The 13505-nt window shown below is 67.4% G+C and carries 9 protein-coding genes, 1 tRNA gene, 2 pseudogenes and 1 other annotated feature; of the genes and pseudogenes, 5 read left to right on the top strand and 7 right to left on the bottom strand.

Going from position 1 to position 13505, the window contains the following annotated elements; translation table 11 throughout:
- The first annotated feature begins 106 nt into the window (after nt 1-106).
- Genes B215_RS0112955 through B215_RS21380 form a run of 3 tightly spaced genes read left to right on the top strand, consistent with a single transcriptional unit; the run spans nt 107 to nt 2753 of the window.
- Entirely contained in the window at nt 107-1660 is a 1554-nt protein-coding gene (locus B215_RS0112955) for a sodium:solute symporter (protein ID WP_026009224.1), read from the top strand.
- A gap of 16 nt (nt 1661-1676) precedes the next feature.
- A complete protein-coding gene (locus B215_RS0112950; RefSeq protein ID WP_019370070.1) occupies nt 1677-2555 on the top strand; it encodes an N-acetylmuramic acid 6-phosphate etherase in 879 nt (292 codons plus the stop codon).
- 39 nt (nt 2556-2594) lie between these two features.
- Nucleotides 2595-2753, top strand: coding sequence for a hypothetical protein (locus B215_RS21380; RefSeq protein WP_019370069.1), 159 nt, complete (start codon nt 2595-2597; stop codon nt 2751-2753).
- Nucleotides 2754-2862: 109 nt separating this feature from the next.
- Here the strand turns inward: B215_RS21380 and B215_RS20120 are convergent.
- The 4 genes and pseudogenes from B215_RS20120 to B215_RS0112925 form a co-directional block, all read right to left on the bottom strand.
- A pseudogene (locus tag B215_RS20120) lies at nt 2863-3789 on the bottom strand (formylglycine-generating enzyme family protein).
- Nucleotides 3790-4010: 221 nt separating this feature from the next.
- Entirely contained in the window at nt 4011-4349 is a 339-nt protein-coding gene (locus tag B215_RS0112935) for a hypothetical protein (protein WP_019370067.1), read from the bottom strand.
- A gap of 34 nt (nt 4350-4383) precedes the next feature.
- Nucleotides 4384-6879: an ABC transporter permease gene (locus B215_RS0112930; RefSeq protein WP_019370066.1), complete on the bottom strand. Its 2496-nt coding sequence runs from the start codon at nt 6877-6879 to the stop codon at nt 4384-4386.
- A complete protein-coding gene (locus B215_RS0112925) occupies nt 6876-7577 on the bottom strand; it encodes an ABC transporter ATP-binding protein (RefSeq protein WP_026009223.1) in 702 nt (233 codons plus the stop codon). Before B215_RS0112925 ends, B215_RS0112930 begins: the two co-directional genes overlap by 4 nt.
- A 50-nt stretch (nt 7578-7627) precedes the next feature.
- On the opposite strand from B215_RS0112925, the gene B215_RS0112920 reads away from it, so the two are divergent.
- Together B215_RS0112920 and B215_RS20110 are read left to right on the top strand one after the other, a co-directional pair.
- Nucleotides 7628-8251: an arylesterase gene (locus B215_RS0112920; RefSeq protein ID WP_019370064.1), complete on the top strand. Its 624-nt coding sequence runs from the start codon at nt 7628-7630 to the stop codon at nt 8249-8251.
- A 319-nt stretch (nt 8252-8570) separates the two neighbouring features.
- A pseudogene (locus tag B215_RS20110) lies at nt 8571-9801 on the top strand (IS3 family transposase).
- Nucleotides 8854-8970: a sequence feature (AL1L pseudoknot), on the top strand. (Overlaps the previous pseudogene by 117 nt.)
- Before the next feature lie 309 nt (nt 9802-10110).
- Here the strand turns inward: B215_RS20110 and B215_RS0112905 are convergent.
- The 3 genes from B215_RS0112905 to gyrA form a co-directional block, all read right to left on the bottom strand.
- Nucleotides 10111-10186 (bottom strand) — tRNA-Glu (locus B215_RS0112905).
- Between the two features lie 68 nt (nt 10187-10254).
- Nucleotides 10255-10608 carry a DUF952 domain-containing protein gene (locus tag B215_RS0112900; protein WP_019370062.1) on the bottom strand — a complete coding sequence of 118 codons (354 nt, stop codon included), beginning with the start codon at nt 10606-10608 and terminating at the stop codon, nt 10255-10257.
- Between the two features lie 3 nt (nt 10609-10611).
- Complete coding sequence (gyrA, locus tag B215_RS0112895) at nt 10612-13365, bottom strand: DNA gyrase subunit A (RefSeq protein WP_019370061.1); 2754 nt, start codon at nt 13363-13365, stop codon at nt 10612-10614.
- Between the last annotated feature and the right edge of the window lie 140 nt (nt 13366-13505).

The following is a 13505-nucleotide window of genomic DNA, read 5'->3' as shown; positions in this document are numbered from 1 at the left end:
GAATGTCGGATCCGCGACGGAGCGTCTTCCCGTGGACGGCGCGCTACCGGTTCACCCGCACAGGCGGTCGGGCCGGCCTTGCTCGCCAGCATGGATTGCGATGACGATGGCTCTCTCCTTCACCCTGGCCGACTGGATCGTGATTGCGGCTTATCTTGCGGTCCTGCTGATCGGCGGTTGGGCGTTCATGCCGCGCCATACCGAGAACGCGCACGAGTATTTTCTCGCCGGCGGCACCGTGCCTGCCTGGCTGGCGGCGGTATCGGTGCTCTCCGCGACGCAATCCGCAGCCACTTTTCTCGGTGCGCCGGACTATGGCTATCGCGGGGACTATAGCTACCTCGCCTCGAACCTGGGCGTGTTGCTCGGCGCGATCTTCGTCGCCCGGGTGCTGATCCCGCGCTTCTATGCCGCGCGGGTGACGACTGCCTACGAACTGCTCACGCTACGCTTCAGCATGCGGGCGACCCGTTGGGCCGGCGGCATGTTCCTCGTAGGGCGCGTGTTTGCCGGCGGCGCGCGCATCTACCTTGCCGCGATTGCGCTCGCCATGGTCGCGACGATGACGGTCAGCGCTACCAGCATCCTGATCGCCGCCGCGGTGGTGGTGGCCGCCAGCTTCCTGTTCACCTTTGTCGGCGGACTTCGCTCGGTGTTGTGGAACGATCTGATCCAGTTCGTCATCTATCTGGGATCGGCGATCGCGGTGCTGGTGTTCCTGCGGCTCTCCATCCCCGCCACCAATGCGGAGATCCTGCAGGGGCTGGCGCAGACCCCGGAAGGTGTGAACAAGCTGCGCCTGTTCGATTTCTCGACTGATCTGAGCAAGCCGTTCTCGCTGCTGGCCATCGTCACCGGAGTTACCTTGCTCCACACCGCTTCGGCCGGGATGGACCAGGATATGACGCAGCGGCTGCTCGCCTGCCGCGACGCGCGCACTGGCGCGCGCGGACTGTATCTGTCGGTCTTCGCCACTGTGCCGGTGGTGGCGCTGTTCATCACCATCGGGCTGCTGCTCTACGTCTTCTACGATCGGCCCGATCTGATGGGCGGCGCGACGGCCCAGGCCGGGCAGCAGTTCGGCGGCGAGAAGATCAGCATCTTCATGCACTATATCTTGACCCAGCTGCCGGCAGGGCTGCGCGGCCTGGTCACCGTCGGCATCATGGCGGCGGCGGTGGCAACGACCAATTCGGCGCTCAACGCCATGTCCTCGGTGTTGATCCAGGATTTCTACCGGCCCTGGCGCCAGCGGCGCGGCGGCGCATCGGAACATCATTACGTCGGCGCGGGCAGGGCGGGTATGGGGCTGATCGGACTGGCGATGTTGGCGATGGCCGTGGCTTCCTATTTCTGGCAGCACCGATCGAACATGGGGCTGCTGGAGTTCGCGCTGCAGGTGATGGTGTTCGCCTATGCCGGGCTGCTGGGCGTCTATTTCGCCGCCGTGTTCACTACCCGAGGCACCACCGGATCGGTGATCGCCGCGCTGCTCGCGGGGTTCGCCACCGTCTGCCTCCTCCAGCCGGCGGTGGCGCGCGCGATCGGGCTGCCGGGTGCGTTGCGCGGCCTGGCCTTCCCCTACCAGCTCTGCATCGGTACGCTGATCGCCTTCCTGGTGTGCATCGCGCCGCGCTCGCCGAGCGCAAACACGCAGTAAGTTAGGACGCACCGCCATGGGCACCGAAGCGATCGACCCCAGCTATGAAGATATCGATCAATGGCCGACACCGCTGGCGGTGGCGGCGATGGTCGAGGGGCAGATGGCCGCGATCGCCAGCCTGCGGGCGCTGACAGGGCCGATCGCGGCGGCAGCAGAAGCGGCGGCGCAGCGGCTGGGGCAGCGCGGCCGGCTGGTCTATGTCGGTGCGGGCACCTCCGGGCGGGTAGCGGTGCAGGACGGGGTGGAGCTGTATCCCACCTTCAACTGGCCCCAGGCGAGGCTGCATTTCATCATGGCCGGCGGGCTTGTCGCGCTCACCGAGGCCGTGGAGGGCGCCGAAGATGATGCAGAGGCCGGCGCACAGGCGATCCGCGACGCGCGGCTGACGGCGGAGGACGTCGTGTTCGGTCTCGCCGCGAGTGGACGCACCCCCTACACCGTCGCCGCGCTGCGGATGGCGCGAGCGGCCGGCGCGCTGACGATCGGCATTGCCAACAATCCGGACACGCCGCTGCTGGATGCCGTCGAACATCCGCTGTTCGCCGATACAGGCGCCGAGATCGTCGCCGGCTCGACACGGATGAAAGCAGGGACCGCGCAGAAGGCCATCCTGAACCTTCTGTCCACCGCGATCATGCTGCGCCGCGGCTTGGTCTATCGCGGCCGCATGGTGAATATGCGCATGTCGAACGCGAAGCTGCTGGCGCGCGGCCGCCAGATGGTTGCCGATCTTGCCGGCGTCGACCTCGATCTCGCGGGCGAAGCGCTCGACCGCGCCGATCACGACATCAAGGCCGCCGTGCTGATCGCGATGGGCGCCGATCTTGCAACTGTGAAAGCCGCACTGGCCGCCAATCCAAACCTGCGCGACGCAATCAAGGCAAGGGGATAGCCTTGAGGGGACATTGCTTCGTTGCCGCCACTATGTGTCATGAATGATACGTTCTTCATCGGGCTCAGCCTGGGCGTGAACAATGTGTTCGACCAGGATCCGCCGGCCTGCTTCTCGTGCAGCCTGAACAACTATGATCCGACCACCTACGATGTCCCGGGGCGCTTCGGCTATGCCCGGCTGAGCTACGGGTTCTGATCGCCCGCAGCCGCGCGGCTGCACCCGCCGAAGCCTTGTCGGCTAGGCGGGTTCCCGGTCGACCAAGCGCAAGCTCCCTCTCCCCACTGGGGCTAGGGAGCTTGCGGCTTCAAGGGCGAAGGACGCAGCGGAAGCCGATGTGCGAGGTCGAGGTATCGATCATTTCGGGATGGCGCGCGGCCGGCCGATAGCGCTGGCGGTACTTCGGCGCACACAGATGCGATCCGCCTTTCAGCACCTTCCCGCCGATGCGGACGCCCGGCTGCAGCGGATCGAAGCTTTCCTTCAGCTTGCCCCCTCGCGGATTGGAGAGGGTGCAGCAGGCGCTGCGCGATTTCTTCTTCGCGCTTTCCGGCCGCTCGCGCCACCAGTCCCGCGTCCATTCCCATGTGTTGCCGATCATGTCGACCAGCCCGAACCCGTTGGGGGGATAAGCGCCCACGGGGGATGTCCGCTCCCACCCGTCCAGCATCTGGTTCGCGAAGGGGAACAGCCCCTGCCAGTAATTCGCGAGCATCGCTCCGCCCGGGGCCAGGTCGTCGCCCCAGGCATAGTCCGCGCCGTTCAGTCCGCCGCGGGCGGCAAACTCATGCTCGGCCTCGGTCGGCAGATCCTTGCCGGCCCATGCGGCATAGGCTTCGGCATCGGCATAGGCGATGTGCACCGCAGGATGATCCCACAGCGCAAGCGTTTCGATGTCGCTGTCGGGGCCCAGGGGATGGCGCCAGTTCGCACCGAATTCGAAGCGCCACCAGTTGCCGGGGTTGGTGGTGTCTACGGGATGAGCGGTCTTGTGGAACACCAGCGATCCGGCACGCTGCATTTCCGGGGGCGTTCCGGGATAATCCTTGGGGTCGGGCGGGACCTCGGCCACGGTAATGTACCCCGTCGCGTCGACGAACGCTGCGAATTGGCGATTGGTGACTGGGGTGCGATCCATCCAGAAACCATCGACGGCAACGCGGCGGAGGGGCGCTTCCTCGGGATAGAAGCGTTAGGACGCCATGGTGAAGCTGCCACCCTCTATCCACACCATGTCTAACGGGTCCTGCGCCCGCTATGGCTTGGCTGTTCTCGGCTTGGCAACGCGGTACTCCTTCCACCTCGAATATCGGTCGCCAGCCTCTGAGCTCGATGGCCACGCGGCCCCGGAGAACGATAGCTCGCGACAAAGCCGGTCATCGCGCTGGGATCCACAAAAACAACAAGGCGCCGGCGGCGCGATGGTTGCTGCCGAGGAAGTCGGCGCCGTGCGGTTCAGCGCTGCTTCTTGGCGATGGTCGCGGTGAAATCGGGATCCTTGTTCGCCACCCAGTCGACGAACTTTCGGACGTTGGGGTTCGCCAGCAGCGCCTCGACATCGGTGCCGTGGCGCTGGAGTTCGGCGTTGGTGAAGTTGGCGATCAGCGTCTGCTGGCAGATCGCGTGCATCGGCACGACATCGCGCCCGCCGCGGCTCTTGGGTACCGGGTGGTGCCAGACGGTCGTCTTGCCCATCGGCCGCCCGCACAGCCAGCACAACACCGGTGCTTCGGGCGGCTCCTCCGCGCGGAGCAACTCGCCATACGGATCTTTCTTCGATTGTCTGCGGTTCATGGGCAGCGCTCCTACTCGCTTCGGCGGCCCGCCGCTACAGGTCGCGAAGTGCCGCAGCGGGTCGGGCGCGAAGGGCAGGGAGGCTGCCGGCGATCCCCATGCCAAGAGTCGCCGCGACGGCGGCTGCCACCGTCGCGGCGACGATGTCCCAGCGCGGGGCCCAGGCGATGGCGAACACTTGGGTCACGACATACCATCCCGCGCCTGTGCCCACGCCCACCGCTACCAGCACCAGGGCTGCGGCGAGCAGGGCATATTCGAGGGCCTGCGCGCCCAGCACCTGGCGGCGGCTGCCGCCGAGCAGTTTGAGGATCACCGCATCGTAGCGCCGTGTGCGGGACGAGGCAGAAACGGCACCGATCAGCACCGCCACGCCGGCTGCCACCGTCACCGCCGCCGCCGCGCGGATCGCCACCGCGATCTGGCCGAGCACCGTGCCGAGCTGGCCGATCACGTCGCCGACGCGGACCAGCGTAACCGAGGGAAGGGCGATGCCGACGCTTCGCATGACCGCGCCGTCGCGCCCTGGGTCCGCGTAGACGCTGGCGAGCAGGCCGTGCGGCGCTTCCTCGATATAGCCGGGCGAGAAGACGATGGCGAAGTTGAGCCCGAGCCCGCCCCAGTCGATCTTCCGCAAGGCCGCGATCCGCGCCGGCACGTCGACGCCGAGCACCGACACGGTGATGCTGTCCCCGACCTTCAGCCCTAGCGACGCGGCCGCCTTGTCTTCCAGCGAGACGAGCGGGGGGCCGCGATAGTCCGCCGGCCACCATCGTCCCGCGACGACCGTGTTGCGTGGGGGGAGCGTGGCCGACCAGGTGAGGGTGCGATCGCCGCGCAGCACCCAGGCGCCTTCGGGCAGCGTCTTCATGTCGGCGACCCGCTGGCCGCGCAGCGCGACGACCGATCCGCGCAGCGACGGCAGCGCCTCGATCGTGGCACCGGGTGCCACGCTTCGGACAGCATGGGCGAACCTCGCGGCATCTTCCGGCTGCAGGTCGATCGCGAAGAAGCGGGGCGCCTTGGCCGGTGCGGCATTGCGCAGTTCGGCGGCGAGGCTGGCATCGATCACCGCCAGCGCGACGAACAGCGAGAAGCCGAGACCCAAGGCGACCACCAGCCGATCGGTTTGCGCGCCGGGCCGATGCAGGTTTGCGATCGCCATTCGGAGCAACGGCGTGCGCGCCCTTGGGAGCTTCGAAGCAGCGAACCGGATGGCGAGGCCGAAACTCCACAACAGCGCGATGAGCGCCGCCACCGCCCCGACAAAGCCGAGCGCTAGGAGCCGGTCCGATGCGGTCAGGACAGCGAGCGCGACCAGTGCCGCCACCAGCAGCGCCATCAGCCCCAGCACGATCGCCGAGGGCCGACGCCCGATGCCGAGCGCGTCGCGCAGCAGGGTCGCCGCCGGCACGTCGCGCGCACGGGCGAGCGCCGGCAGCGCGAACAGCAGGGCGACGAGCAGCGCCAGCAAAGCGGCGGTCGCCAGCGGCACCGGATAGAGCGCAAGGCGCGGCGGCACCGGCAGCGACGCACCGACGAAAGTCGTCAGCAGCCGGGGCACGGCCGCGCCGACGAGCAGGCCGCTGCCGATCCCGAGCGCCGAGACTGCCCCCAGTTGCGCAAGGAAGATCGCCGCAATCGTGCGGGAGGTCGCGCCGAGCACCTTGAGCGTCGCGATGATCCGGGTCTTGCCCGCAAGATAGGCCGCGACGCCGCTCCCCACGCCGACGCCGGCAATGGCGAGCGCGGCTAGCCCGACCAGCATCAGAAACTGCCCGAACTGGTCGATGCCGCGCCGTAGCCCGCCGGCCGCACGGTCGCTGGTCCGCGCCGTCCAGCCCGCGCCGGACAGACGGGCGAGCAGGCGCTTCTGCACCTCGGCTGCCTCTGCGGGCCTCGCCAGCGCGATGCGATAATGGCTTTCGTACAGGCTGCCGGGCTGCACCAACGCGGTCGCGTCGAGCCCCGCGAGATCGACCAGTGCCGGAGGCCCGAGCGTGAACCCCGCGCCGAGCCGATCGGGTTCCTCGGCGATGATCCCGATCACCCGCAGCCATGCCGAGCCCAGCCGCACGCTGTCTCCGGGTTTCACGCCCAGCCGATCGGCGGCTGCTGCCGCGATCGCGATCTCCCGACCCCGTGGGCGGCCGGACAGCGCCCCCGCGGCGAGCCGGAAGCGCCCGACCAGCGGCCATGCCGCATCCGTTCCGCGCAGATCGATCAGCATTGCCGGCGCGTCGGCGCGTTTGCGCAGCATCGCGCGCATCGACACCGTCTCGGACACGCGGCCTGCTTCTGCGAAGGCGGCAAGCTCCGCCACGGTCGCGCGGCGCTGGGAGACGGTAAACTCGACATCGCCGCCCAGGATCTGCCGCCCGTTCGCATCGAGCGCCGCGATCATGCTGGCGGCGAGGCTGCCGATCCCGGCCAGCGCCGCGGTGCCGAGGAAGAGGCACGCGATCAGCAGCACCAGCCCGCGCCCTCCGCGGCGCAGGTCGCGCAGCGCCAGCCGCCAGGCGATGCTCACGCCCGCTGCCGATCGCTGGCGATGCGCCCGTCCGCGAGCGTGACGACCCGCGCGCATCGCGCTGCCAGGGCGGGGTCGTGGGTGATGACGAACAGCGTCGTCGCGCTGGCGGCGTGCCGTTTGAACAGCAGGTCCATGATCGCGGTACCGGTGGCGGTATCGAGATTGCCGGTGGGCTCGTCGGCGAACAACAGGGCGGGGCGCCCGACCAGCGCCCGGGCGATCGCGACCCGCTGCTGCTCGCCCCCGGAAAGCTGCGCGGGGTAGTGGCCGATCCGGTGCGCGAGGCCGACCGCGGCGAGTTCCGCCTCGGCCCGCGCGAAGGCATCCCGCGTGCCGGCCAGTTCCAGCGGCACGGCGACATTCTCCAGCGCGGTCATCGTCGGCAGCAGGTGGAAGGCCTGCAGCACGATGCCGATCCGTCCGCGCCGCGCCACGGCCAGCGCATCCTCGTCCAGCGCGGTGAAATCCAGCCCGGCGACCGACACAGTGCCGCCGCTCGGGTGCTCCAGCCCGGCGAGCACTGCCATCAGCGACGATTTGCCCGATCCCGAGGGGCCGAGCAGCGCGATGCTTTCGCCCGCGGACACCCGCAAGTCGATCCCGCGAAGGATATCCACCCGGGCGGGTGCCTTCCCCAGCGACAGCGAAACATTGCGCGCATCGATCAGCACGCTATCGGAAGGGGATGATGCCATGGTCACGCCTGAAGCGATATGGAGGGTTGCGGGGGATTGTCCATCTCGCGATGCTCCCGCTCCTGGCATTTGCGCCGAGCGCCGATGCCGCGCCGCGCGCGCCGGTGATCTGGGCGTTCGGGGACAGCCTCAGCGCCGGCTATGGCCTTCCGCCCGCCTCGGGATTTACCGCCAAGCTGGAAGCGGCGCTGCGCCGCGCAGGCGTGGCAGCGACGGTCCGCAACGGCGGCGTCGCTGGCGATACGGCCGCGCAGGCCCGCGCACGTCTGCGGTGGGGATTGCGCGGATTGGGGAGGGCGCCCGATCTCGTCATCGTCGAACTTGGTGCGAACGACATGCTTCGCGGCCTTCCCGTCTCGCAGACCAGAGCCAATCTCGATGCGATCCTCACCGAATTGCACAATCGGCGCATTCCCGTGTTGCTCGCCGGCATGCGGGCTGCGCCGAACCTGGGGCCGGAATATGTGCGTGCCTTCGACGGCATATACCCCGCGCTCGCCAAGAAGCATGGGGTAGCGCGCTACCCGTTCTTCCTCGACGGGGTGGCCGGCAATCGGGCACTGCTTCAGGCGGACGGGATGCATCCGAACGCGCGGGGTGTCGATATCATCGTCGGCCGCATGTTGCCGGGCGTTCGCAAGGCGTTGCGTAAGCCGGCGTCGCGGCCGGGATGACCGCGCCCGAACTGCTCGTCCGCGATGGGGCCATTATGCCCAGCGGCGCTATCGACTAGGTGTTTAGGTCGTGAACTCGTAAAGGGTTGTCGCTGATGGCAGCGGCGGGCATGCTAGAACCATGATTGAACGATCGCCGGTCCAGGCTCGATGGGAGCGATATCGCGACGCTCTTCGCGAGGAGCTAGCGTTGGCCGAAGCCGTGGTCGTACGTATCCCAGGGTGGAAGCCAGTCGACGCCGACCAGGGCTTCCGTTGGCTGCAGGCATTGAACCGCGCCGGGTTTGTCGGAGGCCCCAACTCCTGAGAGGAAGGGTTTATGACGAGCAAAACGACGAACAGGTTCTCGCCTGAGGTGCGCGCCCGCGCGGTTCGGATGGTGCTGGAACACGAGAAGGATCACCCGTCGCGGTGGCGCCGGTAGTATCGATCGCGGCGAAGATCGGCTGTTCCGGGCAGACGCTCAACGAATGGGTGAAGAAAGCCGAGGTGGACAGCGGTATGCGCGGTGGTGTGCCGAGTGACGTCGCGGAGCGGATGAAAGCCTTGGAGCGCGAGAATCGCGAGCTGCGCCAGGCGAACGAGATCCTTCGTAAGGCGTCCGCCTATTTTGCGATGGCGGAGCTCGACCGCCGAGCGAAGTGATGGTGTCGTTCATCGACGCGCACCGCGTGGTGTACGGGGTCGAGCCGATCTGCCGGGTACTGCCGATCGCCCCCTCCACCTACCATGCCCATGTTGCCAGAAGGATAGAGCCGACCAAGCGGTCGGCTCGCGCGCGGCGGGACGACGTGCTCCGACCGGAGGTGCGCCGCGTGTTCGAGGAGAATTTCCGCGTCTATGGCGTCCGCAAGATTTGGCGGCAGCTGCGCCGCGAGGGATTCGACGTCGCCCGATGCGCCGTTGCCCGGCTGATGCGTGCGATGCGTCTGGCAGGCGTGATCCGCGGCAAGCCGGTGCGCACCACCGTCAGCGACAAGACGGCACCATGCCCGCTCGATCGGGTGAAGCGCCAGTTCCGTGCTCCGGCGCCGAACATGCTATGGGTGTCGGACTTTACCTACGTGGCGACCTGGGCGGGGTTCGTCTACGTGGCGTTCGTCATCGACACCTATGCGCGTCGGATCGTCGGCTGGCGTGTCAGCCGGAGCGCCCATGCCGGCTTCGTCCTCGACGCGCTCGAGCAGGCGCTGCACGATCGTCGTCCCGCGCGAGATGCTGGCCTTGTCCACCACTCGGACCGCGGCAGCCAGTACGTTTCCATCCAATACACCGAACGCCTCGCAGAAGCCGGCATCGAGCCCTCGGTCGGCAGCGTCGGAGACAGCTATGACAATGCCTTGGCCGAGACGATCAACGGCCTGTATAAGGCTGAGGTCATCGATCGACGCGGGCCATGGCGCAGCTTCGAAGCCGTCGAATACGCCACCCTCGAATGAGTCGACTGGTTCAACCATGGCCCACTGCTCGAGCCCATTGGCAACATCCCGCCTGCCGAACCCGAAGCGAACTACTATGCTGCCGCTGAGCAGATCGATATGGCGGCGTGACTCACATCCAATGGCCTCCGGCAATCCCGGCGCGGTTCAGGCGGATATGAACGACCGGCTTTGGTCGCCAGCTGCCGGGAGCGATGCGCCCAACGATGATGGCCGGCGAGTGCGCCGAACGAAGGTGGAAAAATTGAGTTTGGGGTGCGAATCAGGCATTCGCCAGCGCTCTACCAGCTGCGGATGCGAACGCCACGGGTCCTAGAACAATCCGCGAAAGTCCGCCGATTTCCAGCTACGGTTTTGCAGTAAATTTGCAGTAACTTCCGCGTTCGTGCAGCCATTCAGTGGCTAAGCCTTTGAAAAGGCTGGTGACCCCTACGGGACTCGAACCCGTGTTTTCGCCGTGAGAGGGCGACGTCCTAGACCGCTAGACGAAGGGGCCATTGCTTGGCGGAGGCGGCCAATTACGTTCCGGGGTCGGCTCCGTCAAGCAATGATTTTACGGCATGTTCACCCCGCCACCGGCAGGCGGAGGGTGCCGTCCGGCTCGTGGTGCACTTCGCTATAGGCCGTTACCGCATCGAGCGGCAGCGGGCCGTAGAGGTGGGGGAAGAGCTGGCCGCCGCGCGAGGGTTCCCAGCGCACCGTGTCCCCCAGCGCCGCCAGATCCACGGCGGCGAGCCACAGGTCCGTCCGACCCGCGAAATGCTTCTCCAGCGTCTCCTGCGCCTGCTCGGCGGTGGAGAGGTGGATATAGCCGTCAGCCAAGTCGATCGGCGCACCAAGGAAGACGCGTTCGTGCTCGAGCGCGTCCATCTGCTCCTGCGTCAGGATCTTGTAGGCGGTGAGGGGCATGTCGGCCATGGCTCAGCTCTCGCCGCCGTCGGCGAGGTCTTCGCCCGGCACCGCGTCCGGCGTCGCTTCGCCCGCAACCGCGCCATCGCCCAGGTTCACCTCGGCCTCGTCCTCGGTTTCCTCGATGCGTGCCGCCGAGACGACATGCTCGTTCTGCGCGACGTTGAACAGCCGCACGCCCGCCGAGTTCCGGCCGATCACGCGCAGATCGCCCAGCGACATGCGGATCATCTTGGCCTGATCGGTGACCAGCATCAGCTGATGCCCCTTGGTCGCCGGGAAGCTCGCCACCACCGGCCCGTTGCGGGCGATGTTGTCGATATTGGTGATGCCCTGGCCGCCGCGACCCGTGCGGCGATATTCATAGGCCGAGCTGAGCTTGCCATAGCCATTGGCGCAGACGGTGAGGATGAACTGCTCCCTCGCCTTCAGCTCCTCATAGCGCGCATCGTCCATGCGGCGCGGCGCGCGATCGGCATCCTCGCCCTTCCAGGGCGCATGGCGGAGATAGTCCTCGCGCTCGTCCTGGTCCTTGATGCCTGCCTTGTGCAGGATCGACAGCGACATGACCTGGTCGCCCTCGGACAGCCGGATGCCGCGCACGCCGGTGGAGGCGCGGCTCTGGAACTCGCGCACGTCCTCGCCGGGGAAGCGGATCGCCTTGCCCATGCGCGTCGCCAGCAGCACGTCGTCGCTTTCGTCGAGCAGCGCCACGCCGATCAGGCGATCGTCCTCGTCCTCGCCTTCGAACTTCATCGCGATCTTGCCGTTCGACGGCACGTTGGTGAACGCATCCATCGAATTGCGGCGGACATTGCCCTTGGCGGTGGCGAACATGACGTGGAGCTTGCCCCATTCCGCCTCGTCCTCCGGCAGCGGGAGCACGGTGGAGATGGTCTCGCCATTGGCGAGCGGCAGCAGGTTGATCATCGGCCGGCCGCGGGTGGCGGGGCCGCCCTCGGGCAGCTTCCACACCTTCATGCGATAGACGCGGCCGAGCGTGGAGAAGAACAGCACCGGCGTGTGCGTCGAGGTGACGAACAACTCGGTGATCGCGTCCTCGTCCTTGGTCGCCATGCCGGCGCGACCCTTGCCGCCGCGCGCCTGGGCGCGGAAGGCATCGAGCGGGGTGCGCTTGATATAGCCCTGAACCGTGACGGTCACGACCATGTCCTCGCGCTCGATCAGGTCCTCGTCGTCGATGCCGTCGGCGGCAGCGGCGATCTCGGTCTTGCGCGGGGTGGCATAGGTGTCGCGGATCAGGACCAGCTCGCCGCGCAGCACTTCGTAGAGCTTGGCGCGATTGCCAAGAATCTCGAGCAGCTCGGCGATCGAATCGGCGAGTTCCTTGAGCTCGTCGCCGATCTCGTCGCGACCCAGCGCGGTGAGGCGGTGCAGGCGCAGGTCGAGGATCGCGCGGACCTGGGTGTCGGACAGGCGATAGGTATCGCCGGTCACTTCGGTGTCCACCGCCTCGACGAGGCGGATATACGGCGCGATCTCGGCGATCGGCCATTCGCGGGCGAGCAGCGCCTCGCGCGCAGCCGCCGGGCTCGACGAGCCGCGGATGATCTTCACCATCTCGTCGAGATTGGTGACCGCGATCACCAGGCCGAGCAAGATGTGCGCACGGTCGCGCGCCTTGGCCAGCTCGAACTTCGAGCGGCGGGTGATGACCTCCTCGCGGAACTTGACGAAGGCCTCGATGATGTCGCGCAGGTTGAGCAGTTCCGGGCGGCCGCCGCGGATCGCGAGCATGTTGGCCGGGAAGCTCGATTGCGCCGGCGTGTTCCGCCAGATCTGGTTGAGCACCACCTCGGGCGTCGCGTCGCGGCGCAGGTCGATGACGATGCGCACGCCCTCGCGCGAGCTTTCGTCGCGAATGTCGGAAACGCCTTCGATCCGCTTTTCCTTGGCGGCCTCGGCGATCTTCTCGACCAGCGCGTTCTTGCCCTGCTGGTAGGGTATTTCGGTGAGCACGATCGAGCGACGCTCGCCGCGCTGTTCGAACTCGTGGCGCGAGCGCACCAGGATCGAGCCGCGGCCGGTCTGATAGGCCGAGCGGCAGCCCGAGCGGCCGAGGATCACCGCGCCGGTCGGGAAGTCCGGACCGGGCACGATCTCCATCAGCTCTTCGGCGGTGACCGCGCCGTTATCGATATACGCGAGGCAGGCGTTGATCACTTCGCCGAGATTGTGCGGCGGAATGTTGGTCGCCATGCCGACCGCGATGCCGCCGGCGCCGTTGACCAGCAGGTTGGGGAAGCGGGCAGGGAGGACCGACGGCTCGCTTTCCGAACCGTCATAGTTCGGCACGAAGTCGACCGTGTCCTTCTCGATATCGTCGAGCAGCGCCGTCGCCACGCGGGCGAGGCGCGCTTCGGTGTAGCGCATCGCGGCGGGCGGATCGGGGTCCATCGAGCCGAAATTGCCCTGGCCGTCGATCAGCGGCACGCGCATCGCCCAATCCTGCGCCATGCGGGCCATCGCGTCGTAGATCGAGCTGTCGCCGTGCGGGTGGTATTTACCCATCACGTCACCGACGAGGCGGGCGGACTTGCGGTAGGGCCGTCCGGCGACATAGCCGCCTTCCTGCGCTGCATAGAGAATGCGGCGGTGAACGGGCTTCAGGCCATCGCGAACGTCGGGCAGGGCGCGCGCCACGATCACGCTCATCGCGTAATCGAGGTACGAGGTCTTCATCTCGTCGACGATCGAGATCGGGGTAATGTCAGAAGGGTCGGCGAGCAGGGTCTCGTCGGTCAAAGCGGCATACTTTCGGGTTTTTGTTACGCTGATATGGCTCTAGCCGCCCGCATGCCTCCTGCCAACCCCGCGCCCGCGCGTACGCACGCGCGTGGGGAGCATTGGGAGCCAAGTGGGCGCAGCGACGTTACAGCCGCGCA

It is taken from the genome of Sphingomonas sp. ATCC 31555 (assembly GCF_000282895.1).
Classification (GTDB): Bacteria; Pseudomonadota; Alphaproteobacteria; order Sphingomonadales; family Sphingomonadaceae; genus Sphingomonas.
This window is presented reverse-complemented; position numbering and strand designations above follow the sequence as displayed.